This is a genomic window from Labedaea rhizosphaerae (assembly GCF_004362825.1).
Classification (GTDB): Bacteria; Actinomycetota; Actinomycetes; order Mycobacteriales; family Pseudonocardiaceae; genus Labedaea; species Labedaea rhizosphaerae.
Genome location: NZ_SNXZ01000002.1, coordinates 262,944 through 289,272, shown reverse-complemented (window position 1 = coordinate 289,272; position 26,329 = coordinate 262,944). Strand labels below are relative to the sequence as shown.

Sequence of the window (26,329 nt, the reverse complement as noted above, 5' to 3'; positions counted from 1 at the left end):
ATCCGGGGTTCCGCACGAGGAGAGAAGCCATGCGAGCACGTGATGTGATGACCCGCGACGTGGTCAGTGTGCGGCCGGCGACCACCGTGAAGCAGGCGGCGAAGTTGTTGGCGGACAACGGGTTCACCGCGCTGCCGGTGGTCGAGGGCGACCAGTTGGTCGGGATCGTGAGCGAGGCCGACCTCGTGCGCGACCGGTTCCCGGCGGACCCGCGCTACCGGTACGAAACGGTGGATGCGCCGAACCTGCGGGTGCCGCAGTTGGTCCGGGAGGTCATGAGCGCGCGCGTGACCGGCATGGGCCCGGGCACCGACGTGACGGTGCTCGCCCGCGCGATGCTCGACGACAGGCACCGCTTCATGCCCATTGTGGACGGTGGGGTGCTGGTCGGCGTCGTCACGCGACGCGACCTGATCAAGGTGCTGGCCCGCCCGGACGACGAGATCGCCCGTGATGTCACCCGGAGGCTCGAGAGCTACGGTGGTCCGGGCCGGTGGACCGTGACGGTGCAGGACGGTGAGGCCGTCGTGCGCGACGAGTTCGACGACGCCACCGACCGGCACATCGCGCTGGTGCTGGCCGAAGCCGTGCCGGGGGTCGTGCGGGCGACGGTGCACAGCGCGCCCCGGGGATCCACGCGGTGATTGCCTGAAGGGCCGTGCAACCCAGTCTCATCAGGGATGTCCGCCCGCCTCATCCGGCCGCGGCAGGTGGCCGTGGCGTTGCGTGTAGGCCCGGTCGTACGCGTGGACCGCGACCGGCAGCGTCGGGTACACGTGCCCGGTGCCGAGCCGGTCGAGGAACCCCGCGTCGCGCAGCTGGTCGCGCAGGTCTTGCTTCACCCTGGCGAGGCTCAGCTCGATGCCGCGTTCGTGCAACTGGGTGCGGAGCTGGTCGAGGGCGTCCACGGCGGTGATGTCGACTTCGACGTTGGCCTCCATGTTGAGCAGGAAGCACTCCACGTCGGTGGGTGAGCCGTCTACGGCGCGCAGGGCCCGGGTGTGGAAGTCCTCGGCGTTGGCGAAGCAGAGCGGCGCGTCGTAGCGGTAGACCACGAGCCCGGGCACCCGTCGCGCACCGGGGTAGTCGTCGACGTCGTGCATCCCGGCGACGCCGCGCACGTAGCCGAGGATGCCGTCGTGAGGTCGCGCCACCCGGCGCAGGAGGTCCAGTATGGACAGTGCGATGGCGGCCAGGATGCCGTAGAGGATCCCGAAGGCGAGCACGGCCACGGTGGTGCTCAGCGCCAGCACCAACTCGCTGCGCCGAAACCGGCCGAAGCGCCGGAACTCGCCGAGGTCGATCAGGCGCAGGGCGGCGAAGATGACCAGCGCGCCGAGCGCGGCCTGGGGGAAGGCACCGAGAACGGGCCGGCCCAACAGCAGAACGAGGGCGACCGTGACCACCGCGACGAGCGAATAGAGCTGCGAACGGCTGCCCACCGCGGTGGCGATGGCGGTGCGGCTCGCGCTGCTGCTCACCGGAAACCCTTGCAGCGCACCGGTCACCAGGTTGGCGCCACCCAGCGCGAGCAGTTCGGCGTTGGCGTCGACGGTGCGGCCGTGGCGCATCGCGAACGACCGCGCCGTCAGCACGGTGTCGCTGTACCCGACCACGGCCACGCCGATCGCGGGGAGGAGCAGGGCAGCCACGTCGTGGGCCGACACCGCGGGTACGGCGGGCGCGCTGAACCCGGCCGGGATTGTGCCGACGACGTCGATCCCGTCGTGGCGCAGCGCGAACACCGCGCTGACCAGCGTGGCCAGCAGAACGCCCGCCAACGGTCCCGGCACCTTGGGGGCCAGCCGTGACAACACGAGCAGGAACCCCAGGGCGCCGGCGGACATCAGCACCGTCGGCAGGTGCGCGGCACCGGCCTGATCGAGGAACGAGCCGAGCTCGGCGTAGGTCGACTCCCCGGTCAAGTGCAGCCGCGTCACGCGACCCAGCTGCCCGATGATCATGATTGCCGCCGTGCCCGCGAGGTAGCCCACCAGCACCGGCTTGGACAGCAGATCGGCCAGGACGCCGAGCCGGGCGAACCGCGCCAGGACGAGGACCACGCCGACCAGCAGCGCGAGCATCGCGGCCAGTGCCGCGTACCGGGTGGGATCCCCAGCGGCCAGTGGCGCGATGGTCACGGCGGTCATCAGCGCCGTGGTCGACTCCGGTCCCAGGGAGAGCCGCGCGGACGAGCCGAGCAGCGGGTAGACGAGCATGGCCACCAGCGCCGCCTGCAGACCGGCCGCCGGCGGCAGGCCCGCGACCTGTGCGTAGGCCATGACTTGCGGGATCAGGTAGGCGGCGACGGTGATGCCGGCGAGGATGTCGGCGCGTAGCCAGCCCGTGCGGTAGTCGCGGCGATAGGTGCGCAGCAGGGCCAGACCCGGCAAGAGCCGGCCGGGTCGTGGCCCGGCCGGCTTGCTGCTCGCGGTGTCCACCGTTCGATCGCCGCAGGACTACGCGAGCCACCGGTTGTTCTGGACGATGTGGAGGCCGGTCCAGCGTTTGCCGAGGCCCCAGATGGCGCCGGCGTTGAGGGCGGCGAGCAGGATCAGGACGACGGCGTAGATGAGGTGGTCGTCGATGATGGGGTTGGTGGAGCGGGTGAGTTCGCCGGTGGAGGTGTGGCGGGCCAGGGGCCATTCGGCGATCCACATGAACAGCAGCAGGAGGCCACCGGTGGTGGCCGCGATGCGCAGGCCCGCGCCGGTGAGCAGGGCCAGGGCGATGCCGGCGAGGCCGAGCATGAACAGCCAGTCGGCCCAGGCGGTGCCGGCGATGTCGTGGAAGGTCGAGGCGAAGGGGCCGTGGTCGATGGAGCCGAGGAAGCCTTTGGTGGGGGAGCCGCCGTTGATCCAGGCGCTCGTGGTGGAGGTGGCGTAGCCCCAGCCGAACACCTTGTCCAGGAAGGCCCATCCGAAGACCAGGCCCATCAGGATCCGCAGTACCGCGGCGATCCGGATGGTGGCACCGCCCTCGGTGGGTGCGACGGCCTGGACGCCGCGCTGGAGCGGGACCTTGCGCGTCGTCTGCTTGGGGGTGCTGTGTGCCGTTGTCATCGTCGACCTCCGGGTGCGCTCTTCGTGATGACACCAGTGTCAGCGGCTCGGCGGCGCGGGTTCGCGGGTCGAAGGTCCTCGACGGCGCGTCCTTGGTCGTCTCCGTGGCGACGATCCGGCCTCGTGCGCAGCGTGTTGCGAAAGTCCCCACGAAAGATGACTTCGGCCCGCCTTGCCCGTGCGCCGGCGTTCCTACCGTCACAAGCGTGAGCGGTGCCCGGCGACAACAGGGCCGGCATCTCGACTGACGGAGGACAGCGTCCATGACCACCTCAGCTTCGACCCACAAGCCGATCGTCGTCGGCACCGACGGCTCCGAGTCGGCAACTCGTGCCGTGCGGTGGGCGGCGCGGGAGGCCGTGTTGCGCCGGCGATCCCTGAAGGTCGTGAACACGTACACCTGGCCGATCAGTGGTTACCCCGAAGGCTTGATCGTGTCCAGCGACGTGCACGACGCGCTGCGGTCCGACGCCGAGAAGACCGTGCGCGACGCCAAGAAGGTCGCCGAGGAAGCGGCGCCGCGCCTCGATGTGTCCACAGTGGTCACCGCGGGCAACGCCCAGCAGGTGCTGCGTGAGCTGAGCGAGGACGCGGAGCTGGTGGTCCTCGGCTCCCGCGGACTCGGCGGGTTCACCGGGTTGTTGCTCGGGTCCACCGCGGTCGGGCTCGCTTCGCACGCGGCCTGCCCGATCACCGTCGTGCGCCGCAGGCGTGAGCCGGCCGGTGGCCCGGTCGTCGTGGGCGTGGACGGCACCCCGGTCAGCGAAGCCGCCATCGCGTTCGCCTTCGAGGAGGCGGCGTTGCGCCAGGCGCCGCTGATGGCCGTGCACGCCTGGCAGGAGACCGCGTTCGACATCGCCATGAGCTCCGCCATCGCGGCCGAGTTCTGGCGCTCCGCCAACGAAAACGCCCAGGAGCTGATCAGCGAGCGGCTCGCGGGCTGGCGGGAGAAGTACCCCGACGTGGTCGTCACCACGGAGGTCCGGGGTACCGGCCCGGCCGAACAACTGGTGCGGCAGTCCGCCCAGGCGCAGTTGGTCGTCGTCGGCAGCCGCGGCCGCGGCGGCTTCGCCGGGCTCACCCTCGGCTCGACCAGCCAGGCGGTGCTGCGCCACGCCGACTCGCCGGTGACGGTCGTCCGGGCCGACGTGGTGACCTAGGCCAGCTGGAGCGTCGACGAACGACCCTCCTGCGCGACGGTCGGTGCGCGGTCGAATAGAGGTATGCCCCGGACAGCCGAGAGGAAGACGCCGATGCCCATCACCACCGTCGCGAAGAGCGGGACGACCGTCACCACCGTCATGACGCCGGCCGCGGTCACGATCACGCCGGACACGACCCGCGTGCAGCTGCAGGACCTGCGCGGCGCCATGCGGAGCGGAGGCGTGCCCGTCGTCGGACCGCAGGGCACGCTGCTCGGCGTCGTGTCCGGAGTGGACGCAGTGGACCCGGCCCGGCCGAACGGGACGGTCCGGGAGCTCATGTCGACCTCGACGGCCACGGTCCGTTCCGACACGCCGATCGAGGACGCGGCCGCGCTTGCTCGCGATGGGGCGCAACGGTTGTTCGTCGTGCGCGAGGGCAAGCTGGTCGGGGTCGTCACCCGGAAGGACATCCTCGCCACCGCCGATGCGCAGATCACCCGGCAGATCGAGCGCACCGTGATCGGCATGCTGCCCGACCTGGACGCGCGGTGCTTGCGCGTGAAGGTCGACGACGGTCAGGTCTTCCTGGTCGGGCGGGTGCCGTGGCACCGCGATGTCGACGCTTGTTCGCGGGTGGCCGCCGCGGTGCGCGGCGTGAAGGCGGTCGTCAACCGCCTGGACTACGTGTGGGACGACCGGCCCCGGGGACGCTGGTCGGTGCACCACCACGGCTGATCGTTTGCGAGAATCCACCGGCACCGCGCCCTCGCCGTGGAGGTGGATCCGATCGTGTTCCGTGCTGTTCCCGGTTCCCTGCCCGATGAGGGTTCCCCGGTGCTCGCCGGGATCGCGCTACCGGTGGGCGTCCGGGTGGTCGCCGCGGAGGGCGACGCGCCCACCCCCGTCGCGTGGGTGTCCGAAGGGTTGTTGCCCCCCGACGAACTGACCGGGTTGGTCCAGCGGCTCGCCGCGGTGTTCCCCGAGACCGGCTTGTGGCCGCTGCACGCGACCGGGTTGGACGACGGCGACTTGTCCCGTCCCTGGCGCGACGGCGAACTCGGCGGCCCGGATCCGCGGGTGCTCGACCCGCGCGACGTGCTCGGCGGTGACGCCGACGGGACGGCCGAGGGCCCGCACCGATTCGTCGGCTTCGCGCAGGCCGTTCCCGGGCCCGACCTCACCGCGGACCAGCTGGAGATCGGTGCGCCGGGCGGACTGCTGCTGGTGCCGGTGGACCGACCGGCGAACACGCTCAAGGCGCTGGGCTGGCTGGGCGCGACCAACGCCGATCTCGTCGGCGAGGCGTTGTCCTGTGTGCTGCGCAGCTGGGAGGACCGGCTCGGCGCCACGCTGGTCAGCGTCGGCTTCGACACGCTGGTCGTCCAGGCACCGCGGGTGCCCGCCGGCGACCAGCTGACCCGGCTGCTCGGTGAGCACTACGCGTTCTGCCCCGACAACATCGACCAGGGCCTGCAGCCCGACGACTACCTCGCCGGGCTCGCCATGTGGACCCACTGGTCGTTCTGGTGGGACTGAAACCGGCCCAGCCACGCACCCGCTCGGCTACTTCTTCTTCGGCTCAGGGCGCCGTTTTCCGAACAGTTCGTTCAGCTGGTCGCGCGTGTCCGGGGCGGCGAGCACCAGGACGTCGTCGCCGCGGCGCAGGGTGGTGTCGCCGGCGACCGGCAGCACGCGCTGGTCGCGCAGGATCAGGCTGACCCAGAGGTCGACGGGCAGCTGCGCCAGGTCGGCGATCGTCCGGCCCTCGGCGGCCGAGCCTTCGGCGACGGTGAAGCGGTGCGCTCCGTCGGGCTCGTGGGGTAGGCGCACCCCGAGCGCCCAGGGCTTGGGCTCCACGGTTCGCATGGGCAGCCGCAGCCACTTGGCCATCGACGGCACCAGGCCGCCCTGGGCGATGACGGAGAACAACACGACGATCACGACGATGCCGTACAGGCGACCGGTGTCGGGCAGCTGCGCACCCAAGAGGAACCCGCCGAGCAGGATGGGGACGGCGCCTTTGAGCCCGGCGAAGAGCACGAACAGCCGCTCCGGGCGGCCCAGTCCGGTGCCGAGCAGGCACAGGCCCACGGCGACGGGCCGGATCGCGACGGCCAGGGCGATGCCCAGGATGAGCCCGGGGATCCACACGTCGGCGCGGGCCAGCACGGAGACGTCCACGGTCAGGCCGAGGACGACGAACGCGACGATCTCGCCGAGGCTGGCCAGCGCGCCGTGGAAGCGTTCGACCTCGCGTTTGAACGGGGCGCGGACGTCGCCGAAGACGATGCCGGCGACGAAGACGGCCAGGAACCCCGAGCCGTGGGCGAGGGTCGCCGCGCCGTAGAGGACCAGCGAGAAGGCCAGGGTCCGCAGCGGGTAGAGGCCTTCGCTGGGCAGGCGCACCGCGCGGCTGAACCAGATGAGCAGCCAGCCGCCACCGACGCCGACCGCGCCACCGACCACCATCTGCAGCAGGAACTCGAGGCCGACGTGACCGAGGGCCTCACCGGAGATCCCGCCCGCGGCCAGCAGGCTCGCCATGAGCGCGATGCCGACGGGATCGTTGGCGCCGGACTCGCCTTCCAGGATCGTGCCGCTGCGCCCGGCGATCTCGCGCTGGCCGAGCACCGAGAAGACCACCGCGGGGTCGGTCGGCGCGACCGCGGTGCCGACCAGCAGGGCCGGGTACCAGGCCAGGCCGAAGCCGAAGTGGATCAGCGCCGCGGCCACGGCCACGGTCAGGAACGTGCCGGCCACCCCGACCACGAGGATCGGCGTCGCCGCCGCGCGCAGCCGGCGCCAGCCCAGGTGCATGCCGCCGTCGAACAGGATGCACAGCAGCGCGACGGTCACCAGCCGGTTCACCACGACCTCGGACGGGGTGTGCAGGTCCGGGATCAGCTTCACCGCCAGCGCCGCGGCGACGAGCAGGAGCACGGCGACGGGCACCTTCAGCACCGCGGTGAGCCGGTTCGACGCCACGGCCACCAGGCCGGTCAGCGCCACGAGCAACACCAGCAGCGCGAATTCCTGGGTGTCCGCCATCCCTGCCGATCCTCCTGCCCTCGCCGTGACCCACAGTCTTGCGGATCGACGCGGATCGACGCGGGTCAGGACAGGTGTCGAGCCGTCAGGAGTGGGCTACCGGTCCCATGTGGTCCAGGCACGCCTGCATCTGGGCGGCGTCGTGCCGGCCGAAGCCGCACGAGTTCGACATGCCGACGCGCTGGCCGAACACGTCGTCCAGCGTGTGGAACAGCCTGATCAGTTCCTCGGTGGACCGTTCGTAGTGGATGGCGCCACCGAAGACCTTCGTGCCCTCGGGCACGAACATCTCGCGGTAGGCCCGGTAGTCCGCGGGGTCGAGCGACGGCGGCCGCTTGCCCAGGGCGAGGGGGACCTGCACCAGCTCCGGGGCGCGTCCCTTGTCGGCCACCAGCCGCAGCACCGTGTTGATCATCTTGACCGAGTACGCCGGGTGGTAGATCAACTTGTACAGCCGCAGCCGTTCGGCCAGCGTGCCGTGGTCGCCGATGCTGCTGTTGCTCAGGTCGCCGTAGCAGAAGTGGAACCCCCACGACGCTCCGGTCGGCAGCGCGCCGACCACCTTGTCCAGGGCGGTGGCCAGCCAGTTCAGCAGGCTCTGCCGGCCGCGGAACATGTTGGCCATGATCGTCGCCACGGGCGTCTCGACCAGGAAGAACATGTTCCCGCCGGTCCGCTCCCAGGCGGCGTGCGTCTCCCGCCGGGTGGCTTCGACGAAGGCGTCCAGTTCGCTCCGCACCCCGGTGCGCAGGCCGAAGATGGCCAGGTCCAGGGTGTTGACGCCCAGTTGCAGGCGGGGCACGGGGAGGTCGTGGCGCGCGGCGACCTCGCGCAGCACCGGGTAGCCGGCCTCGACCCGGGTCACCATCCGCAGGTCCAGGTCGTCGGGGTCGATGTGCTGCCCGCGACGGCGCACGTACATCGGGATCCCGGTGTAGTTGCCGGTCTTGCCGAAGGTGCTGCGCTTGATGCGCCGCAGGGCCGGCACCTTGTCCAGCGAGCCGAGCTGCGCGTCGACCCAGTTGGCGTCGTCGGTCTCGCCCAGGGGGACGGCGGGCAGCGGAAACGGCCCGGCCGGCGGCCGCGCGGCGTTCAGGAAGATCTCCACCGCTTCGGCGGTATCCGTGGTCGCCGCCGGCGAGATGCTGCCGATGAACAGGCCCTCGCGCGGGTCGGTGGTGGTCATGGTGGCCTCCCCAGGACATCCCCAATGTCGTCTTGGCGGAGCCTAGACCTGATGGCGTCCGTTGCGAATCGCCTGACCGGGCCTGAAACGCGACTGGGGGAGCCGGCGACGTCCGGCTCGCCGCGTCTCCGTCTGTCCTAAGCGGACCCACGCAGTTGGGCGACGGTCGGGGACTGCGCGCCGGTCCGCGCGCACGTCCACGCGGCGGCCGCGGCGCAGTCGTCCAGCACGGCCCGCCACGTCTGCTCGTCCAGGGCACGCACGGCGTCGCGGCGCAACGCGTCGCGTTCGTGCAGGCCGTACAGCAGGGTGGCGAGCACGGTGTCGCCGGCGCCGACGGTGTCCGCCACGGTGACGGGCACCGGCGGGGCCTTGATCGTGGCCGCCGCGGTGACGGCTTCCAGTCCCTGTCCGCCGAGGGTCAGCACCACGGCCGACGGGCCGGCGGCCAGCCAGCCTCGCACGTCACCACCCAGCCACTCGGCGTCCTCCGCCGAGAGCTTCAGGATGTCCACAGTGGACAACCAGGACCAGAACCGCGCGCGGTAGGCGTCGGGGTCGGCGATCAGGTCCGGGCGGATGTTCGGGTCGAGCACGGTGAGCGCGCGGTCGGTGTGCGCGCGCCGCAGCAGCGCCTCGTAGGCCGACGCGCCCGGCTCGAGCACCATGCCCAGCGTGCCGGCCACGAAGGCCGAGGTGCCCGGCGGCAACGCCGGCGCGCGGACGAGACGGTCGGCCGTGCCGTCGACGTAGAAGCGGTACTCGGCCGACCCGTCGTCGCCGATTCCTGTTACCGCAAGGGATGTCGCTTCCGGGCCGCGCTGCACGAGGTCCGTGTGCACGCCCGCCGACCGCAACCCGGCCAGCAGCTTCTCGCCGAACGCGTCCGTGGAGAGCCGGGTCAGCATGGACACCGGGCAACCGAGCCGCGCCGCGCCCACGGCCACGTTGAACGGGCCGCCGCCCGGGCGTGCCGCGAACGCAGGGTCGCCGTTGTCGGTGCCCACCGGCACCATGTCGATCAGCGCCTCACCACCCACCACGATCACGGCCGCACGCATCCGCAGCTCTCGCGGTGCTCGATCTCCACCGGCAGCCGGACGATCCGCTGCGGGGCCGCCGGATCGGCCAGCCGGTGCACGAGCAGCTGCACGGCACGCGCGCCCATGGCGTGGAACGGCTGCGCGGCCGCGGTCAACGCGGGCGACATGGCCCCCGCCCACTCGAAGTCGTCGAACGCCACCAGCGCGACGTCGTCGGGTATCCGCAAGCCCAGCTCCTTCACCGCGAGCAGTGCGCCCACGCTCATCGCGTTGTTGGTCGAGAAGATGGCGGTCGGCGGATCCTCGCCGCGCAGCAGGGCGGTGGTCGCCGCCCGGCCGCCGGACACCGTCGAATGCCCGGCCGCCACAAGGGATTCGTCGACGGCGAGCCCGGCGACGTCGTGCGCGTGCCGGTAGCCCGAGGACCGCTCGGTGCTGGTGGACAACCCGTCCAGCCCGGCGAGCAGGCCGATCCGGCGGTGCCCGCGTTCGATCAGGTGGTCCACCAGCGCCGCCGAGACCGCCTGGTTCTCCGCGCCCACCTGGTCGCAGCGCACCGTGCTCATCCGGTCCACCAGCACGAACGGCGTCGCGCGGTGGCGCAGCACCGGCAACGTCGTCTCCTCCCAGCCGACCGTGGGCGCGAGGATCACCGCCTCCACGTTGTGCGCGAGCAGCGTGGCCACCGCCGACGCCTCGATCGCCGGGTCGTCGTGCGAGTCGCACAGGAGCAAGGCGAAGCCTTGCCTGCGGGCCTCGGACTCCACGCCCTGGATCAGCTCGGCGAAGTAGGCGTTGGAGATGCCGGTGACGGCCAGGCCGATCACCCGGCCGGTCGGCGCCGCGACGACGGGTGGAGGCGCGGTGTAGGACAGGGTTTCCAAGGCCGACCGGACCTTTTCCCGGGTTTCCGGCGCGACGTACCTGGACGCGTTCACCACATGGGAAACCGTGGTGATCGAGACGCCCGCGACCCGGGCGACATCCGCCATTCGCGGGGTTCGACGCGGGCCGGCCACCCGATCATCGTGGGTGTCGCGCAAGCTTTTCGCAACCATTTGCGCAAACCATTTCGCCGAGGTGAACAGGCTCTTACGGTGACGAACACCACGCGGCGTCCAGCCGCGGTCGAGCGAGGAAGGCGGCGACGATGGCGCGCTCGGCAAGGCTCATTCCCCTGTTGGCGGTGCTTGCGGCGGTGATGATCGCCGGGGCGTGCACGACCACGCGCAGCTCAGGCGGCGACAGCGGCGGCGGTTCGGGGCCGATCAAGATCGGCTTGGTCACCAAGACCGAGTCGAACCCCTATTTCGTGAAGTTGCGCGAATCGGCGAAAGCCGCCGCGCAGGCCAAGGGCGCCGAGTTGATCGCGTTGGCCGGCAAGTTCGACGGCGACAACGAAGGCCAGGTCTCGGCGATCGAGAACCTCGTGCAACAACGCGTCAAGGGCATCCTGATCACCCCGAGCAATTCGGCGGGCGTGCTGGGTGCGATCAAGGAGGCGCAGAACCAGGGCATCGTGGTGATCGCGCTCGACACCGCGACCGAGCCGGCCGACGCGGTGGCCGCGACCTACGCGACCGACAACGAGAAGGCCGGGGAGCTGCTCGGCCAGTACACGAAGGCGCGACTGGGACCCAAGCCACCGCAGATCGTGGCCATGGACCTCGACCCGAGCGCGTCCGTGGGCATCCAACGCCACAACGGTTTCCTCAAGGGCATGGGCCTGCCGCTCAACACCCCGGCCATCATCGGCAGCGCGCTGACCCAGGGCGACCAGACCAAGGCGCAACAGGCCATGGAGAACCTCCTCGGCCGCACCGCGGACAAGGTCAACGTCGTCTACAACATCAACGAGCCTGCTGCGCGCGGCGCGTACCAGGCGCTCAAGTCGCGTGGGCTGCAGAGCAAGGTGTTCGTGGCGGCCATCGACGGCGGCTGCCAGGGCGTGCAGGACGTCAAGGACGGCAAGTTCGTCGCCACCGTCATGCAGTTCCCGAAGAAGATGGCCGAGGGTGGCGTGAACGCCGTCGTCACCTACGCGCAGAACGGCACCAAGCCGTCGGGCTTCATCGACACCGGCGCCACGCTGATCACCGACAAGCCCGTCCCGGGCATGGAGTCGCAGGACTCCACGTGGGGCGCGCAGAACTGCTGGGGCTGAGCCGTGGCAACGCTGACCGGAGACCGCGTGCGGGGGCTGTTCGCGAGCAGCCCCGCACTCGGGCCGTTCGCCGCGCTCGTGGTCGCGGTGGTGTTCTTCTCCGTCGCCACCGACACGTTCTTCAACCTCGACAACTTCTCGTTCGTGGTGCAGCAGTCGGTGGTGATCGGCACCCTCGCGCTCGGCCAGACCCTGATCATCCTGACCGCGGGCATCGACCTGGCCAACGCGGCGATCGCGGTGTTCGGCACCGTCCTGGTGACGCGGCTCGCGCTCGGCGGGATGCCCTCGCCCGTGGCGCTCGTGCTCGGGATCGTCGGCTGCACGCTGGTCGCGGCGCTCTCCGGCGGGTTGGTGACCCGGCTGAAGCTCCCGCCGTTCATCGTCACCCTCGGCATGCTCGCGGTGATGACCGCGGTGACGAGCCTCTACAGCCAGGGCACGACGTGGCCGGTGCCCGACGGGCTGCTCACGGTCCTCGGCACGCAGCTGTACCTGTTCGGGCAGATCCAGATGACGATCGGGATGGGCGTCGCGCTCGTGCTGTTCGTGGTCGTCTGGGTGATGCTGGCACGCACCGCGTGGGGCAGGCACGTCTACGCCGTCGGCGACGACAAGGAGGCCGCGCGGCTGTCCGGGATCAACATCGACCGGACGTTGCTGAGCGTGTACGCGTTGGCGGGCCTGGTCTACGGGATCGCGGCGTGGCTGGCCATGGGCCGCACGCCCACGGCCGACCCGAACGCTTACCAGACCGGGAACCTCGACTCGATCACCGCGGTGGTGATCGGCGGGACCAGCCTCTTCGGCGGGCGCGGTGGCGTGGCGGGGACCGTGGTGGGCGCGTTGATCGTGGCCGTGCTGCGCAGCGGGCTCACCCAGATGGAGATCGACTCGAACTACCAGAACCTGGCGACCGGCGTGCTGGTGATCGCCGCCGTCGCGTTCGACCAGATCACCCGGCGGAGGTCCGCATGACCGAGCCTGTGTTGGCGGCAAAGGGTTTGCGCAAGCGCTACGGGCGGGTGACCGCGATCGACGGCGCGGACTTCGAGCTGTACCCCGGCGAAGTGCTGGCGATCGTCGGCGACAACGGCGCCGGGAAGTCGTCGCTGATCAAGGCGTTGACCGGAGCGCTGATCCCGGACGCGGGGGAGATGTGGCTGGACGGAAAGCCGTTGCGGCTGCACTCGCCGATCGACGCCCGCCGGTACGGGATCGAGACGGTCTACCAGAGCCTCGCCGTCTCGCCCGCGTTGGACATCGCGACGAACCTGTTCCTGGGCCGGGAGATCCGCCGCGGCGGGTTCCTCGGGTTCCTGCGGTTGCTGGACCGTCCGGCGATGCGCAAGCAGGCTCGTGAACAGTTGGACGCGCTCGGCATCGCCACCGTGCAGGACATCACGCAGACCGTGGAGACGTTGTCCGGTGGCCAGCGCCAGGCCGTCGCGGTGGCCCGGGCGGCGATGTTCGGGTCCAAAGTGGTCATCATGGACGAGCCGACCGCCGCGCTCGGGGTGCGCGAGACCGAGCACGTGCTGGACCTGATCAAGCGGATCCGCGAGCGTGGTCTGCCGGTGGTGTTGATCAGCCACGACATGCCCGCCGTGTTCGAGGTGGCGGACCGGATCCACGTGCACCGGCTGGGCAAGCGGGCCGGGGTCGTGTCACCCGCGGAGGTGTCCATGAGCGACGTGGTCTCGTTCATCACCGGCGCCAAAGCGGTCCCCGTCTGACGGAATTCGTTCGGCGCCGCCCGGGCCGCGTTCGGCTTGCGCAAGGCTTAGGGTGAGCACGTGGGCGACGAACTGGTGCTGTACCTGGACATCGAGGAGTCCGGCACGACCCCGGACGAGCTCGGCCGGTTGCTCGGCGAGCTGACCGGGGTCGCCGCCGTGGACGTCGAGGTCGAGGACGCCGAACGAGGTTCGGCGGTCGAGGTGATCAATTCGATCACGGCGGTCATCGCCGCGTCGGCGGGCACGGTGGCCGCGACCACCTTGCTGCTCAACCGGGTCCGCGCGTTGCTCGAAGGCGTGCAGGGTCTGCGCAAGGCGTGGGTGCAAACCAAGGCTGGCCCGCGTCCGCTCGACGAGGTCGCGGCCGAAGCGGCTCAAGGCCCCGAATAGGAGAAGCCGGCCCAGTAGTACGGCGCGCGTTCGCACATCCCCAGCTGGGCGGCCCGCAACGCCTCGGGCAGGTCCATGCCCTCCGTCCGCCACCGGCGGTACGTCTCGCGCATGAGTTCGGCGGTGGCGGTGTCCGGGACCTGCCACGCCGACGCGACCACCGCGCGGCAGCCGCTCATCAGCATCCCCGCGGCCAAGCTGATGGCCTCGTCGGGCAGTTCGACGTCCGGCACGTTGGTCTGGCACGCCGACAGGACGGCGACCAGGAGGTGGTCCTGCGGCCGGTCGAAGAGCTCCCGCAAGGTGAACCGCTCGCCGTGGTCGAGCTCGAGCCCGCTGGCCAGCGGGTCGTCGGGGTCGGCCGTGCCGTGGCACGAGGCGTGCAGCAGGCCCACACCACCGAGCGCGCCCAGGACCGTCGCACGATCGATGTCGTCGGGATCCAGGATCTGCGCGTCCTGGAAGAACGCGGCGACGTCCTGCGCCTCCGCGGTCGCGTTGTCGAGGGCCACGCCGGAGCCAGTCGGCTGCGGGATGGCCAGCAACCTCGGCTCGAAGCCCGGGAAGGCCCGCTGCCGGGCGAGGAGCAACGCGCCCGCCGAGGGCACGTAACGGATGTCGGTTTCCGCCAGCGCGTAGGTCCCGTCGTTGTTCCGGGCGGCGTGCAGTGGCACGCCGGTGAGGTAGGACGTCATGACGACGTGCACGTGGGAGTAGCCGGAGATCGCTTCGCGAATGGGCGCGTACAACGCGTCCCAGGCCCACGCGGCGATGTCCGACACGGCGGCGCGGCGGGCACCGGCGGGCCACGTGGTGCCGTAGGTCGCCTGCTGGAAATTCACCACCGGCTCGGGCACCGGCGTGCGGGCGCAGCCGGGCACGGGGTGCGCGGTCGGCTCGCGGTCCGGGTACAAGACGAACGCGGCGCCCGCCGGGTGACCGGGCACCAGGTAGACCAGCGGCGCGTCCAACCGAAGACGAGCCAGGTCGGGGATGTCGCGCAGCCGCTCGAAGCCGGGCACCGCGCGCGCCTCGTCCTGGTAGTACATGACCTTGTCGCGAGCCGCCGCGCGGGCCACCGTCGAGACGTGGGGTGATCGCCAGGTCTCCAGCGCCCGGCGCAACGGCGTCGCAAGGTCGGGCCGGACCTCACCGAGCCGGAAGAGCTCGGGTTCCTCGTGCGGGAAGCGCTCCCGCAGCGTCGTCATCCGCGCTCGCTCGATGTGCTCGACCGCCGACACCGTGCGGCCGGGCACCGCGGCGAGCGCGGGTGCGGCCAGGGCGACCAAGTCGGCGCTCTTGCGCAGGAAGTCGAGCCGGTCCTCGGGCAGCACCTGGCGTTCGGCCAGGTTGTGCACCAGGTTCAGGGCGCTGCGCGCGGCATCGCCGACGCCTTCCTCGTCGTCCTCGCCGCGCAGCGCGTAGGCCAGCATCGCGGACGCCTGGGCGAACACGAACGCGTTGCGCGTGCTCAGATGCATGGCCTGGCGGTAACCGTCGGTCGAGTCGTCGACCAACGCGAGGGCGAGCGCCACTTCCGGGTTGTTCCGGTCGACGTCGTGGGCCAGACCGAGGAGCCTGCGGGCTTCCTCGAGTTCGTCTTCGGACCGTCCGAGCAGGTACGCGGCGTAGTACACCAAGCCGAAGCCGGACAGCCACTGCGCGCTCAGCTGCGCACCCACCGGGATGTCGGGCCGTGGGGAGCGCAACAGCGTGTCGAACAGGCCGGCCGCCTCGCTGAGGGCGCTTTGCGCGTACTCCGGCGTGGTGTCCGGGTGGGCCACCGACACACGCAGGCAGTCGGCCAGCACGGCCATCGTCAACGCGTCGTTGTAGGTCTCGACGCAGTCCCGCAACGCGGGGATGATCCGGTGGACCGCTTCCGGGTCGATGCCGATCTGGCTGCGGCGGACGGCGACCCGGCCCAGCACCAGGTGCGCGTCGACCGCGGCCGACGGCGGGATGTCCCGCCCGGCACCCAGCTCCAGCACCTGGATCGCGTGCCGCTGCGCCTCGTCGAGATCGCTGAGCTCGTAGCGGTAGTCGAAGCGTTCGATGTGGCACGTGGCCGCCGCGGCCAGGGCGACCAGCAGGTCGTCGTTGAGCGGGAAGAGCGCCCGGCCCGCGTGGGTCGCCGAACGGATCCCGTTGAGCACGATGTGCAGCATGGTGTCGAGGACCGTGACGTCCTGGTCGAGCATCGAGCTCCACACGGTCATCACGGTGGCGTCGTGGTAGAGCCGCAGCTGTTCGTCCGAGCCCGACTCGAGCTCGAGGGTCTCCTCGCGCAAGCTCGCCGCGTCCCGCGCGACCTGGGCGCGGTCGGTCAGCTCGTGATCAGGTCCGGCCACTCGGCCCCTTCCTCGAACTCGCGGATCGCCTGGGGCGCGCCGACCGTCGACGCGCGGCGGAACAGCGCCCGGCGCAGGTAGAGCGCCCGCAGCGCCACCACGTCGACATCGGCCCAAGCCTGGTTCATCGGCGGCTGGAACAACGACTCGGCGACCAACGCCGCCGGCATGTCCAGCACCTCGGGGTGGTCGGTGAGGTACTGGTGCCGGGCTTGCTCGTCGTCCTGGGCGACGTAGTGGGCGAGGAAACCGCCGGCGAAGCTCGTGTCCGCGGGGAACGCCTCCTCGGCGAGCCGGCCGCCCGGGATCACCGAGGCCATCAGGTACTTCGTCGCGGCCGTCTGGTCGGCGGCCAGGTGGGCTTCGTGCTCACGCCGGTCGTAGTACTCGCGTGCCGCGTCGCTCGACAGTTCGGGGTAGAGCTCGAGCAGTCGTTTCGTCTCGGCCTGATCGGCGCGGACGAGGCCGTCGGCGAGCAGTTCCCAGTACCCCTCCTCGACGCCGAAACGCCGGAAGACGCGGAGCAGGCCCAGCCAGTGCTCGACCGACTCGATGTGGTCGGTCTCGTTGCGTTGACGCAGCCGGCGCAGGATCTCCTCCAGCCACGCCAAGGTCTCGTTGCCGAGCAGTTCCGGGTGTTCGCGCAGCGCGTCGCGCGCGTCCCGCAGCGATGGTGACGTCATGAACCGGTCCAACGCGTCGCCCAACGGCGCCTCGCCCATGGGCTCGATCATCCCGCGTCCCCGCAGTCCGCGGAAGTGGCCGCGGCTTGCGCAAACCGTTGTGGGGCGGTCGTGGTTGACCAATGCTTTCGGTAAACAACGGTGTTCACGGTGCGGAGGTGGGTCCGGATGGTCCGCTGGGTTCGGCTGTTACCGATCGTCCTGTTGGCGGCATCGGGTCTGTTCGTGCCGGGCACCACCGCGTCGGCGGGCACGGTGTGGGACTACCCGGAGTTCCCGTACCAGCCAACGAGCTATTCCGAGCCCTACCGCGGGCAGTTCCACTTCAGCTCGCAGTCGGGCTGGATGAACGACCCCAACGGGCTGGTCTACGCCAACGGGCTCTACCACTTCTTCTACCAGCACAACCCGCACGGCCTGGCCTGGGACACGATGCACTGGGGCCACGCGACGAGCCCGGACCTGGTGCACTGGACGCAGAAGCCGATCGCGCTCGAACCCGGCGTCCACCCGGGCACGTTGTTCTCCGGCGGGGGAGTGGTCGACAAGGCCAACACGTCCGGGCTCAAGACCGGCGCGCTCGACCCGATCGTGGTGTTCTCCAACACCGACGGAGTCAGCATCTTCTACAGCAACGACAACGGCCGCAGCTTCCAGGCCTACGACGAGGGCCGCAAGCAGATCGACATCCCGGCCGACAGCCGCGACCCGAACGTCGTCTGGGACGCCGACCACCAGCAGTGGGTGATGGTGGTCTGGTCCAACGAGGGCGGCAACGGCGTGAACATCTACACCTCGCCGAACCTGCTCAAGTGGACCTTCGCCAGCCGCTACGCCGCGGACTGGCTCTTCGAGTGCCCCGGTCTGTTCCAGCTCCCGTTGAACGGCACGCCGCAGTGGGTGCTCACGTCGGCGTCGAGCCAGTACGTCGTGGGCAGCTTCGACGGCAAGGCCTTCCACACCGACCGGCCGGCGCCGAAGGTCATGAACCTCGGCACGACATACGCCGGCGGGACGTTCTACGCCGCCGAGACCTTCCACGACACCCCCGACGGCCGCGTCGTGCAGATGGCGTGGCAGGGCGGCAACTACGGCAGCACGTGGACCGGCGACGCGACGTTCCCCGCGACGCTGGCCCTCGTGGACTCGCCCGACGGGCCGCAGATCACCCGCACCCCGGTCGCGGAGCTCGCTTCCCTGCGCGAGGACAGCAAGAGCTGGCGCAACCAGACGGTCCGCTCGACCGGCAACCTGTTCGACGGCATCAAGGCCGACACCTACGAGATCACGGCGACCTTCGACGTGCGCCACGCGACCGCGGCCAGGTTCGGCTTCGACCTGCACACCCGCGCCGACGGCAGCGCGGACCGCAGCGTGGTGTACGACCGGGCCGCGGGCACCTTGTACGGCAAACCGCTGGCGCCCCGCGACGGCGAGGTGACCATGCACCTGCTGGTGGACCGCGGCCAGCTGGAGATCTTCGGCGACGACGGCCGGTTCTCCGTGGCCGACAACGTCAACTTCGACTCCTCGGCGCAGAGCCTCGGCATCCGCCTGTTCGCCACCGACGGCACGGTGCGGCTGACGAACGCCACGTTCACCCGGCTCGGCACCAGCTGGGGCACCGGTCAGTCCACTTTGGAGAGCAACCTGGCCGGACCGTGGCACGCCAACGGCGGCGCGTGGTCCGACGTCAGCGGCGGCAAGCAGGCGCAGACCGCCGGCGACGGCTTCTACCTGAGCGCGAGCACCGGCGCCGATGCCGTCTACCAGGGCGACCTGCGGCTGGACACCGCGCAGGCGGCCGGGCTGACCTTCCACGCGGACGCATCCGGCGCCGGGTACACGGCGAACATCGACGCCAGTGGCGTGGTGAAGCTGTGGCGCCCGGGCAAGGACATCGCCACCCACCAGACCCCGATCGCCAAGGGGCGGACCTACCACCTGACCGTGCGCACCGACGGCCCGCGCATCCGGGTGTGGCTGGACAACGGGGCCGACCCGATCATCGACGCGACGGATGCCACCTACCCCTCGGGCCGGTTCGGGGTGAACGTGTTCAACGGCACGGCCACCGTGCAGAACCTGAACACCGGCCCGGGTGGTTTCGACGCCTTTCCCTCGGGTGCGTGGACCCCGGCCAGTGGCACGTGGACGGTCACCCCGGCCGGGCTGCACGGGACCGCCCAGTCGAACGGCTTCTACCTCAGCGACCGCACCGGCAGCGACTTCACCTACGAGGGCGACCTGTCCGTCACCAACGGCGTGGCGACCGGGCTGACCTTCCGCGCCGGTGCCGACGGGGCCGGCTACACGGCGACGATCGACACCAGCGGCGTGCTGAAGTTGTGGCGCCCGGGCAAGGACATCGCCGTCCACGACGCGCCGATCGTGGAAGGCAGGACCTACCACGTGCGGGTGCGGACGGCCGGCGACCGCATCCAGGTGTGGCTGGACAACGGTGCCGACCCGGTGATCGACGCGACCGACGCCACGTACTCGTCCGGCCGGTTCGGCGTGAACGCCTTCAGCGCCAACACCACCGCGCAACACCTGACGATCGGTTGAGCGGTCAGTCGATGAGCCGGTCGATCAGGTCGAAGGTGGGGTAGGGCTGGTCGTGGTCGCCGAAATGGCCGTCGTCGCGGATGATCTGCGTGCCACCGAGCTCGTCGAACATGGCGCGGCCTTGCCGGTCGTCGCAGCCGTAGGGGTCGTTGCGCGAGTTGACGAAGTAGATGTCGCGGACGTGGGACCTGATCGCGGCCCAGTCGTAGCTGTCCTGCAGGACGGGCTCGTCGTCGGTGTTGGGCTGCGTGGCGTACCCGGCGACGAGGATGGCCTGGGCGACCGCGGTGTCGATGTGCTGCAGAACCGCCAGCAGCAGGGCCGCACCACCCGAGTGTCCGATGAGGACGGTGTCCGCGTCGAAGGTGTGGTCGGCGAGCACCTTGGGCAGGAAGGTGTCGATCGGCTCCACGTTCAGGGTGGGATAGTGCGGTGCCGTCACGGTGTAGTCGCGGTTGGTCAGCTGCGCACGCAGCCAGGGCAGCCACACCACGTCCGGGGTGCCGTTGGTGCCGTGGAAGATGATCGCTTTGCGGGTCATGTCGTCAGCCTTTCACTGCGGTGAAGAAGGTCCGGAGGTCGGACAACCAGAGGTCGGTGGCGTCGTGGGTGGCGTAGTGGCTGCCCCGGTCGTACTCGTTCCACGACACGATCCGCGAATGCGCGCGTTCGGCGAGGTAGCGGATCGAGCCGAGGTCGTCGGGGAACTGGGCCACGGCCATGGGCACCGTCGTGGGCGTGGGCCAGGCCGGTTCCCGCGAGTGTTCGGCGTAGATGCGGATCGCCGAGCCCGCGGTGCCGGTCAGCCAGTGGATGGCGACGTGGGTGAGCAGGATCTCGGGGTCCAGCCCGCCCATGGCCTGGGCGTTCCAGCCCAGCAACCCGGTCGGTGAGTCGGCCAGGGCGTGGGCGAGGGTCTGCGGCTGCTGGCCGTGCACCGCGCCGTAGGAAGCGTGGTGGGCGTACAGGTCCTGGAAGTCGGCGAGCACCCGGGTGTCGCGTTCGGACAGTTTGCTCGGCCAGTCGGGCTCGTCCTCGGGCGGGGCCGGCCAGGCCTGGGTGACGTGGCCGCCGATCATGGCCTCGGGGGCGAGGTGCGCCAGCTCGGCGGTGATGTAGGAACCCCAGTCGTTGCCGGCGGCGGCGAAGCGCCGGTAACCCAGTCGCGCCAGCAGTTCGAGCCAGGCCCGCGCGATCCGCCGCGGCCCCCAGCCGGTGTCCGGAGTGGGTCCGGAGAAACCGAAGCCGGGCAACGACGGGATCACCACGTCGAACGCGATGGCGGAGTCGAGCCCGTGGGCACGGGGATCGGTGAGCGGCCCGATCACGTCGAGGAACTCCACCAGCGTGCCGGGCCAGCCGTGGCTCAGGATCAGCGGCACCGCGTCCGGCTCCGGCGACCGGACGTGGATGAAGTGCACGTTCGTCCCGTCGATCGTGGTGGTGAACTGGGCGTGGGCGTTGAGCCGCGCTTCCCAGGCGCGCCAGTCGTAGCGCTCCCGCCAGTGCGTGACCAGCTCGCGCACCTTGGCCAGCGGCACGCCGTACCCCTGGTCGCCACCTGCGGGTTCGGGCGCCCACCGCACGGCGGCGAGCCGCGCGCGCAAGTCCGCGAGTTCCTGTTCGGGCACCTGGATGCGGTAGGGCTGGATCTCGGTCATGCCACCACGACGATCGGCCCGCCACGAAATCGACACCCGGGGCTCGGGACGGGCCGGCCGCGGCCGGGCTCTACTGTCGTGGCGACGCGCAGGCCGGCGATCCGGAGATGATCATGAATGAAGGTTGGTTACCCGCGCGCAGCCGTGGCGCGCTGATCAGCGCGTTGACCGTGGCGCTGGCCGTGCTCGTGGTCGTCGCCGGGTGCAGCTCGACGACCGCCGGGGTCGGCACGGGCGCCTCGACCCCGACGCCTGCACCGTCCGGCACGACGACGTCGGCCCCAGCCACGACCGCATCGACGCCGACGACCACGAAGACCACAAAGGCCACGGTCAGCAAGACGTCACCGGCCAAGCCGGCCCCGGCAGGCAATCCCGCAGGCCGGGCGGCCGTGCCGGCGGAGGCCCGGGCCGAGGACACCAGCAAACCCACCAGGGTCATCGGCACCGGAACCGCCGCCAGTTGCACGTCGGCCGCCGTGGTGTCGGCCGTCGCCGCAGGTGGTGTGATCACCTTCGACTGCGGCCCCGCGCCGGTGACCATCACGTTGACCGCGACGGCCAAGGTGCGCAACAAAAGCGCGAAGGTGGTGCTGGACGGCGGTGGCCTTGTCACCCTCAGCGGCGGCGGCAAGCGGCGCATCTTCTACATGAACACCTGCGACCCGGCCCAGGGCTACACCACCTCGCACTGCCAGGACCAGGACCAACCGCGGCTGACCCTGCAGAACCTGACCTTCGCCGACGGCAACTCCACCGGCGAGCACACCGAGGGCGGTGGTGGCGGCGCGGTCTTCGTGCGCGGCGGCCGGGTGAAGGTGGTCAACTCGCGGTTCGTCCGCAACCGTTGCGACCGAACGGGTCCCGACCTCGGCGGCGCCGCGCTGCGGGTGCTGAGCCAGTCGGGCGGGCGACCGGTGTACGTGGTCGGCAGCACGTTCGACCGCGGGGTGTGCGCCAACGGCGGCGCGCTGAGCAGCATCGGGGTGTCCTGGGTGGTGCTCAACAGCGTGTTCAGCGACAACTCCGCGGTCGGCACCGGCGCCAACCCGGCCCGCGCGTCGACCCCCGGCGGTGGCAGCGGCGGGGCGATCTACACCGACGGGAACCAGTACACGGTGCGCGTCGCGGGCACGATCATCGAGGACAATCACGCCAACGAGGGCGGTGGCGCGATCTTCTACGTGAGCAACGACCGCAGCGGCACCCTGCGCATCGAGGGTTCGACCTTGCGCCGCAACCCCAGTGCCGGCTTCGAAACGCAAGGTTTTCGCGGGATCTTCTTCCTCGGCGCGGGCCATCCGGTGGTGAGCGGTTCGACCATCCGGTAGCTGGCGTCGGCGTCGGGGCGTGTGCGAAGATGGCGAGCGGTCTCTGACCGGGGTCGGCTGGGACGTCCGCGGTCGGCGAGTTGTCCGTATTCGGCCGATCAGGTGACAAAGATTGCCCGGCTACCAGTGCGTCCGGGCAGATCTTGACATGGGCAGTATCGTAGCACCTGTTTGACAGAAAAAGTTTTGTCAAACCTTTACGGTTGGCCGAGCGCGAACAACCGTGGAATCACAAACCATCTATTTGTGGGGACGTGTGTGGGAAAGTACGGCGACCGTCTTTTCGTGTCCACTGAAGCAGAGCGCCAGCGGCTCGCCAGCCTGGAACTGGCCTACGACCAAGGCAGTTTCGACACCCTGAGCCAGGTCGCCATCAAGACGCACTGGCATTGCCTGGAACTGGGCGCCGGTGCGGGTTCCGTCGCGCGGTGGCTGGCCGCGCAGGTGCCCGACGGCATGGTCACCGCGACCGATATCGACACCCGCTTCCTGGGTGACCTGCAAGCCGAGAACGTGCGCGTCCGCCGGCACGACCTGGTCACCGAAGAATTCCCGGAAGCAACTTTCGACCTCATTCACGCACGACTGCTGTTGAGCCATTTGCCGGAACGGGCGAACATTTTGCGCAAACTGTTCCGGTGGCTCAAGCCGGGTGGCGTGCTGGTCGTCGAGGGAATGTGCTGGTACCCGGTCAACGCGACCGAGAACGACGTGTACCGGACCGGCATGAACGCCTACGACAAGGCCACGGCGACCCTGGTCGGCACCGACTCCAGCTTCATGCAACGACTGCCCGCCTTGCTGGGTGAGCTCGGCTACGTCGACGTCGGGGTGGACCTCCACGGGCACGTGGTGCAGGGCGGCACGCCGGTCGCCGACATGTGGCGGCGCACCGTCGCGATGTCCCGTGAACGGGCGATCGAAGCGGGCCTGGCCACGCACGCCGACTTCGACGCGTTCGAAGAGCTCATGCACGACCCGACGTTCTTCGGGCACGGCCCGGTCATGGCCGGCACGTGGGGCTACCGCCCGGAGCAAGTGTGAGTGAGTTGACCGGGCTCGTCGCCGTCGTCACCGGTGGCGGGTCCGGCATCGGCCTGGCCACCACCCGGTTGCTGCTGGAGCGGGGCGCCGAGGTCGGCGTGCTCGACCTGGACCCCTCGGCCGTGCCCGAACCGGCGCTGGGCATCGAGTGCGACCTGCGGGACGACGCGGCCGTGCGAGCGGGCGTCGACGCGATCGCCGAGCGGTTCGGCCACCTCGACGCGCTGGTCAACAACGCGGCGATCGCCGGCACCGCGGGCACCATCGCCGACGGGGACCTCGCCGAGTGGGCCCAGGTCTACGACGTGAACGTGTACGGCGCCATCCGGGCCACCAGGGCGGTCCTGCCGCACCTGCGCCGCTCGGCGAACGCGTCGATCGTCAACACCTGCTCGGTGGTCAACGCGATCGGCCTGCCCGACCGCGCGATGTACGCGGCCAGCAAGGGCGCGATGCACGCGCTCACCCTGGCCACCGCGGCCGATCTGATCGGCGAGGGCATCCGGGTCAACGGCGTCGCGCCCGGCACCACGGACACGCCCGCGATCGCCGGGCTGATGGCCGCGACCGGCGACCCGGACGAGGGCTACCGGCGCCTCGCCGCCCGGGTGCCGATGGGCCGGCTGATGCGCCCGGAGGAGATCGCCGCCGCCTCGGCGTTCCTGGTCAGCCCGCTCGCCGCCGGGATCACGGGCATCGTGATCCCGGTGCACGGCGGCCTCGGGGTCGTCGCGCCACGGTGAACCGCGGGCTCGACCGGCGCCGGTCAGCGCAGCACGCCGGCCAGCACGTCCAAATTGGACAGTCCGTCGGCCGCGTTCTCGGCGCGCAGACCCAGCAAGCAGCGGTCGACGCCGACGGCCTCGAGCCGGTCGATGGTGTCGCGGTCGGGCGGCACCTCGAACAGCGTCACCGGGACACGCCTGCCCGCGCGTTCGCGCAGCGCCGCGATCCGAGCACCGAGTTCCTCGATGCTCGGGTAGGACTCCAGTTGCGGGAACCACTCGTCGCCGAAGTCCAGCACCCGGTCCTCGGTGGTCGGCCCGCTGCCGCCGACCAGCACCGGCGGGTGCGGCCGGCGCACCGGCTTGGGCCACAACCAGATCGGGTCGAAGTCGACCAGCTTGCCGTGGAACTCCGCCTCCTCCTCGGTCCAGATCGCCTTCATCGCCTTGATCCGCTCGGCCAGCAGCACCATGCGGGTGCGCGGGTCCGTGCCGTGGTTGGCCATCTCCTCGCGGTTCCAGCCCGCGCCGACGCCGAACAGCATCCGCCCGCCGGACAGGTGGTCGACGGTGGCCACTTCCTTGGCCGTGATGATCGGATCCCGTTGCGCGACAAGGCAGACCGCGGTGCCGAGCTTGATCCGCGTGGTGACCGCCGCGGCCGCGCCGAGGCTGACGAAGGGATCGAACGCCCGCGAGTAGCGGCGCATGTCGCGGCCGTCGGGGTGGCTGCTGCGCACCGGCACGTGGGTGTGCTCGGGGAAGAACAGGGATTCGAAGCCGCGCTCCTCCACGGCTCGGGCCAGATCGGCCGGGGGAAGTGCGTAGCCGTTGAACATGATCACGCCGAGGTCCATGGGCCGCGATCATGTACACGATCGGCACGTCCCGCAAGGGGGCTGCTTGCCGGTTGGTACGAACGAGGTCGTCGAGACCCTCGAGGCCGCCGAATGCTCAGCCGCACCGTCGCCGCGCCCAGCAGGGTCGCGGCGGCCAGTGGTGGCCACAGCGCCGCCGCGCCCAGGCTGAGCAGGCCGGTGATGACGACGGGGTCGACGGCCCGGGCCAGGCCGTAGCTGAGCTGCCAGCGGGCGAGCGCGCGCCCCACCAGGTGCGGCGGTGCCGACTCGATCACCAGCGGCACACCGCTTCCGGTGTAGAGGATCTCGCCCAGCGTGTAGGGCACGACGACCAGCGCGACGAGCACCGTGCCGGGGCCGCCGCCGATCGCCCCGCCGAGCCAGAAACCGAGGTAGGAGGCGGCAAGCACCACGCCGGACCAGAACAGCACGGTGCGGTGCGGCCACTTCGCGAGGCGCACCACCACGACCAGCTGCAGCGCGATCACCATGACCGTGTTGGCCACGAAGATGCCCGAGGACCACGCCAGGGACGCGTGCAGGTCCCGCACCAGCAGCAATGGCACGGCGATCTCGAGGATGTCGGCGTAGAACGCGTACGGAATGCCGGCCAGGGCCAGGATGGACACGGCGCGGAGGCCGGCGCCGCGCGCTTCCCTCGGCGCCGCAACCGGAGCGGGGACCTCGTGATGGGGGAGCGGCACCCGGGCGATCACCGCCGCGCCGAACGCGCACCCGAGCGCCGTCGCCAGCGCGAGCCAGCGGAGCACCTGCGGCCCGCTCGCGACCAGGACCGTGCCGAGCAGGGCGCCGGCCCCAAGACCGGCGTTGCGCAGCGAGCGGCCCGCGGCCAGCGCCGCCGTACGCTGGACCGGACCGGCGAGCGCGGCGACCAGCGCGGAATTGGTGGGTGGCGCGATCTGCGTCCCGACACCGATGAGCACCGCCCCGACCGCGAAGCCGGCGATGCCGGGCACCAGGGCGAGCAGCAGCGATCCCACCGCCCTGACCAGGAGCGCGGCGACGGCGGGAGCGCGCCGGGCCCCGCGGTCGATCCAGCGCCCGGCGAGCGGCACGGCGCCGAGGCCGGCCAGCATGCCGAGGGTCAGGGTTAACCCGGCCTGCGGCGCGCTGAGCCCGATCAGCACGGCGTAGATCACGATGAACGGGCGCAGCAGCCCGGAGGTCGCTGCCTCGACGGTGGCGCTGAGCGCGTAGCGGCGGCCGCCGGGGATGCGGACCAGTTCGCGAAGGGTCGTACGGGTGGTCGTCACGGCGCGATGGTCAGGCCATGCGGCGGCCAACTGAGCCGGGTTGGCCGGCGTCGTC

The 26,329-nt window shown here is 70.8% G+C and carries 25 protein-coding genes; 12 read left to right on the top strand and 13 right to left on the bottom strand.

The window, feature by feature from the left end:
• The first annotated feature begins 29 nt into the window (after window positions 1-29).
• Window positions 30-644 carry a CBS domain-containing protein gene (locus EV186_RS10895; protein ID WP_133849123.1) on the top strand — a complete coding sequence of 205 codons (615 nt, stop codon included), beginning with the start codon at window positions 30-32 and terminating at the stop codon, window positions 642-644.
• A gap of 30 nt (window positions 645-674) precedes the next feature.
• Here EV186_RS10895 and EV186_RS10890 read toward each other — a convergent pair whose 3' ends face one another.
• Entirely contained in the window at window positions 675-2,441 is a 1,767-nt protein-coding gene (locus tag EV186_RS10890) for a SulP family inorganic anion transporter (RefSeq protein ID WP_133849122.1), read from the bottom strand.
• Window positions 2,442-2,459: 18 nt separating this feature from the next.
• Window positions 2,460-3,062, bottom strand: coding sequence for a hypothetical protein (locus tag EV186_RS10885; protein ID WP_133849121.1), 603 nt, complete (start codon window positions 3,060-3,062; stop codon window positions 2,460-2,462).
• A 263-nt stretch (window positions 3,063-3,325) separates the two neighbouring features.
• On the opposite strand from EV186_RS10885, the gene EV186_RS10880 reads away from it, so the two are divergent.
• From EV186_RS10880 to EV186_RS10870, 3 genes are all read left to right on the top strand, one after another.
• A complete protein-coding gene (locus tag EV186_RS10880) occupies window positions 3,326-4,222 on the top strand; it encodes a universal stress protein (protein ID WP_133849120.1) in 897 nt (298 codons plus the stop codon).
• A gap of 93 nt (window positions 4,223-4,315) precedes the next feature.
• The gene (locus tag EV186_RS10875; RefSeq protein ID WP_166659113.1) at window positions 4,316-4,942 is read left to right on the top strand and encodes a CBS domain-containing protein; all 627 of its coding nucleotides are present in this window, start codon (window positions 4,316-4,318) and stop codon (window positions 4,940-4,942) included.
• Window positions 4,943-4,996: 54 nt separating this feature from the next.
• A complete protein-coding gene (locus EV186_RS10870; protein WP_133849118.1) occupies window positions 4,997-5,743 on the top strand; it encodes a DUF4253 domain-containing protein in 747 nt (248 codons plus the stop codon).
• Between the two features lie 27 nt (window positions 5,744-5,770).
• On the opposite strand, the gene EV186_RS10865 is transcribed toward EV186_RS10870, so the two are convergent.
• The 5 genes from EV186_RS10865 to EV186_RS39400 form a co-directional block, all read right to left on the bottom strand.
• Window positions 5,771-7,255: a cation:proton antiporter domain-containing protein gene (locus EV186_RS10865; protein WP_133849117.1), complete on the bottom strand. Its 1,485-nt coding sequence runs from the start codon at window positions 7,253-7,255 to the stop codon at window positions 5,771-5,773.
• Window positions 7,256-7,340: 85 nt separating this feature from the next.
• Window positions 7,341-8,441: a hypothetical protein gene (locus tag EV186_RS10860; protein WP_133849116.1), complete on the bottom strand. Its 1,101-nt coding sequence runs from the start codon at window positions 8,439-8,441 to the stop codon at window positions 7,341-7,343.
• Window positions 8,442-8,578: 137 nt separating this feature from the next.
• Window positions 8,579-9,502, bottom strand: a complete 924-nt coding sequence (locus EV186_RS10855) for a carbohydrate kinase family protein (RefSeq protein WP_424982475.1) — start codon at window positions 9,500-9,502, stop codon at window positions 8,579-8,581.
• The gene (locus tag EV186_RS10850; RefSeq protein ID WP_133849115.1) at window positions 9,487-10,476 is read right to left on the bottom strand and encodes a LacI family DNA-binding transcriptional regulator; all 990 of its coding nucleotides are present in this window, start codon (window positions 10,474-10,476) and stop codon (window positions 9,487-9,489) included. The genes EV186_RS10855 and EV186_RS10850 overlap by 16 nt, the downstream gene beginning before the upstream one ends.
• Before the next feature lie 100 nt (window positions 10,477-10,576).
• On the bottom strand, window positions 10,577-10,771 hold the full coding sequence (locus tag EV186_RS39400) for a hypothetical protein (RefSeq protein WP_208115659.1): 195 nt from the start codon (window positions 10,769-10,771) through the stop codon (window positions 10,577-10,579).
• Between EV186_RS39400 and EV186_RS10845 the strand changes: the two genes are divergently transcribed.
• Genes EV186_RS10845 through EV186_RS10830 form a run of 4 tightly spaced genes read left to right on the top strand, consistent with a single transcriptional unit; the run spans window position 10,686 to window position 13,777 of the window.
• Window positions 10,686-11,648, top strand: a complete 963-nt coding sequence (locus EV186_RS10845) for a substrate-binding domain-containing protein (RefSeq protein WP_208115632.1) — start codon at window positions 10,686-10,688, stop codon at window positions 11,646-11,648. The two genes, EV186_RS39400 and EV186_RS10845, sit on opposite strands and share 86 nt — an antisense overlap.
• A 27-nt stretch (window positions 11,649-11,675) precedes the next feature.
• Window positions 11,676-12,626: an ABC transporter permease gene (locus EV186_RS10840; protein ID WP_243753960.1), complete on the top strand. Its 951-nt coding sequence runs from the start codon at window positions 11,676-11,678 to the stop codon at window positions 12,624-12,626.
• Window positions 12,623-13,384, top strand: coding sequence for an ATP-binding cassette domain-containing protein (locus EV186_RS10835; protein WP_133849112.1), 762 nt, complete (start codon window positions 12,623-12,625; stop codon window positions 13,382-13,384). The genes EV186_RS10840 and EV186_RS10835 overlap by 4 nt, the downstream gene beginning before the upstream one ends.
• A gap of 60 nt (window positions 13,385-13,444) precedes the next feature.
• Window positions 13,445-13,777, top strand: coding sequence for a hypothetical protein (locus EV186_RS10830; protein ID WP_133849111.1), 333 nt, complete (start codon window positions 13,445-13,447; stop codon window positions 13,775-13,777).
• Here the strand turns inward: EV186_RS10830 and EV186_RS10825 are convergent.
• Together EV186_RS10825 and EV186_RS10820 are read right to left on the bottom strand one after the other, a co-directional pair.
• Window positions 13,762-16,128: a CHAT domain-containing protein gene (locus EV186_RS10825; RefSeq protein ID WP_133849110.1), complete on the bottom strand. Its 2,367-nt coding sequence runs from the start codon at window positions 16,126-16,128 to the stop codon at window positions 13,762-13,764. The two genes, EV186_RS10830 and EV186_RS10825, sit on opposite strands and share 16 nt — an antisense overlap.
• Window positions 16,104-16,862: a hypothetical protein gene (locus tag EV186_RS10820; protein WP_133849109.1), complete on the bottom strand. Its 759-nt coding sequence runs from the start codon at window positions 16,860-16,862 to the stop codon at window positions 16,104-16,106. The genes EV186_RS10825 and EV186_RS10820 overlap by 25 nt, the downstream gene beginning before the upstream one ends.
• Window positions 16,863-16,979: 117 nt before the next feature.
• On the opposite strand from EV186_RS10820, the gene EV186_RS10815 reads away from it, so the two are divergent.
• Window positions 16,980-19,379 carry a glycoside hydrolase family 32 protein gene (locus EV186_RS10815; RefSeq protein WP_133849108.1) on the top strand — a complete coding sequence of 800 codons (2,400 nt, stop codon included), beginning with the start codon at window positions 16,980-16,982 and terminating at the stop codon, window positions 19,377-19,379.
• 4 nt (window positions 19,380-19,383) lie between these two features.
• Here EV186_RS10815 and EV186_RS10810 read toward each other — a convergent pair whose 3' ends face one another.
• A complete protein-coding gene (locus EV186_RS10810) occupies window positions 19,384-19,920 on the bottom strand; it encodes an RBBP9/YdeN family alpha/beta hydrolase (protein ID WP_133849107.1) in 537 nt (178 codons plus the stop codon).
• Window positions 19,921-19,924: 4 nt separating this feature from the next.
• Window positions 19,925-21,040, bottom strand: coding sequence for an epoxide hydrolase family protein (locus EV186_RS10805; RefSeq protein WP_133849106.1), 1,116 nt, complete (start codon window positions 21,038-21,040; stop codon window positions 19,925-19,927).
• Between the two features lie 113 nt (window positions 21,041-21,153).
• On the opposite strand from EV186_RS10805, the gene EV186_RS10800 reads away from it, so the two are divergent.
• The 3 genes from EV186_RS10800 (at window position 21,154) to EV186_RS10790 (ending at window position 24,158) form a co-directional block, all read left to right on the top strand.
• A complete protein-coding gene (locus tag EV186_RS10800; protein ID WP_243753959.1) occupies window positions 21,154-22,371 on the top strand; it encodes a hypothetical protein in 1,218 nt (405 codons plus the stop codon).
• 285 nt (window positions 22,372-22,656) lie between these two features.
• Window positions 22,657-23,415: a class I SAM-dependent methyltransferase gene (locus EV186_RS10795; protein ID WP_166659112.1), complete on the top strand. Its 759-nt coding sequence runs from the start codon at window positions 22,657-22,659 to the stop codon at window positions 23,413-23,415.
• On the top strand, window positions 23,412-24,158 hold the full coding sequence (locus EV186_RS10790) for an SDR family NAD(P)-dependent oxidoreductase (protein WP_133849104.1): 747 nt from the start codon (window positions 23,412-23,414) through the stop codon (window positions 24,156-24,158). The genes EV186_RS10795 and EV186_RS10790 overlap by 4 nt, the downstream gene beginning before the upstream one ends.
• Before the next feature lie 23 nt (window positions 24,159-24,181).
• Here EV186_RS10790 and EV186_RS10785 read toward each other — a convergent pair whose 3' ends face one another.
• Both EV186_RS10785 and EV186_RS10780 read right to left on the bottom strand, forming a co-directional pair.
• Complete coding sequence (locus tag EV186_RS10785) at window positions 24,182-24,997, bottom strand: LLM class F420-dependent oxidoreductase (protein WP_208115554.1); 816 nt, start codon at window positions 24,995-24,997, stop codon at window positions 24,182-24,184.
• A complete protein-coding gene (locus EV186_RS10780) occupies window positions 24,982-26,274 on the bottom strand; it encodes an MFS transporter (protein WP_166659111.1) in 1,293 nt (430 codons plus the stop codon). The genes EV186_RS10785 and EV186_RS10780 overlap by 16 nt, the downstream gene beginning before the upstream one ends.
• Between the last annotated feature and the right edge of the window lie 55 nt (window positions 26,275-26,329).

Bases quoted from the DNA above. Each gene is read 5' to 3' on its own strand.
- EV186_RS10895 (WP_133849123.1), top strand. From the start codon at position 30: ATGCGAGCACGTGATGTGATGACCCGCGACGTGGTCAGTGTGCGGCCG.
- EV186_RS10885 (WP_133849121.1), bottom strand. From the start codon at position 3,062: ATGACAACGGCACACAGCACCCCCAAGCAGACGACGCGCAAGGTCCCG.
- EV186_RS10880 (WP_133849120.1), top strand. From the start codon at position 3,326: ATGACCACCTCAGCTTCGACCCACAAGCCGATCGTCGTCGGCACCGAC.
- EV186_RS10875 (WP_166659113.1), top strand. From the start codon at position 4,316: ATGCCCATCACCACCGTCGCGAAGAGCGGGACGACCGTCACCACCGTC.
- EV186_RS10865 (WP_133849117.1), bottom strand. From the start codon at position 7,255: ATGGCGGACACCCAGGAATTCGCGCTGCTGGTGTTGCTCGTGGCGCTG.
- EV186_RS10860 (WP_133849116.1), bottom strand. From the start codon at position 8,441: ATGACCACCACCGACCCGCGCGAGGGCCTGTTCATCGGCAGCATCTCG.
- EV186_RS10855 (WP_424982475.1), bottom strand. From the start codon at position 9,502: ATGCGTGCGGCCGTGATCGTGGTGGGTGGTGAGGCGCTGATCGACATG.
- EV186_RS10850 (WP_133849115.1), bottom strand. From the start codon at position 10,476: ATGGCGGATGTCGCCCGGGTCGCGGGCGTCTCGATCACCACGGTTTCC.
- EV186_RS10845 (WP_208115632.1), top strand. From the start codon at position 10,686: ATGATCGCCGGGGCGTGCACGACCACGCGCAGCTCAGGCGGCGACAGC.
- EV186_RS10835 (WP_133849112.1), top strand. From the start codon at position 12,623: ATGACCGAGCCTGTGTTGGCGGCAAAGGGTTTGCGCAAGCGCTACGGG.
- EV186_RS10820 (WP_133849109.1), bottom strand. From the start codon at position 16,862: ATGATCGAGCCCATGGGCGAGGCGCCGTTGGGCGACGCGTTGGACCGG.
- EV186_RS10815 (WP_133849108.1), top strand. From the start codon at position 16,980: ATGGTCCGCTGGGTTCGGCTGTTACCGATCGTCCTGTTGGCGGCATCG.
- EV186_RS10810 (WP_133849107.1), bottom strand. From the start codon at position 19,920: ATGACCCGCAAAGCGATCATCTTCCACGGCACCAACGGCACCCCGGAC.
- EV186_RS10805 (WP_133849106.1), bottom strand. From the start codon at position 21,040: ATGACCGAGATCCAGCCCTACCGCATCCAGGTGCCCGAACAGGAACTC.
- EV186_RS10800 (WP_243753959.1), top strand. From the start codon at position 21,154: ATGAATGAAGGTTGGTTACCCGCGCGCAGCCGTGGCGCGCTGATCAGC.
- EV186_RS10785 (WP_208115554.1), bottom strand. From the start codon at position 24,997: ATGGACCTCGGCGTGATCATGTTCAACGGCTACGCACTTCCCCCGGCC.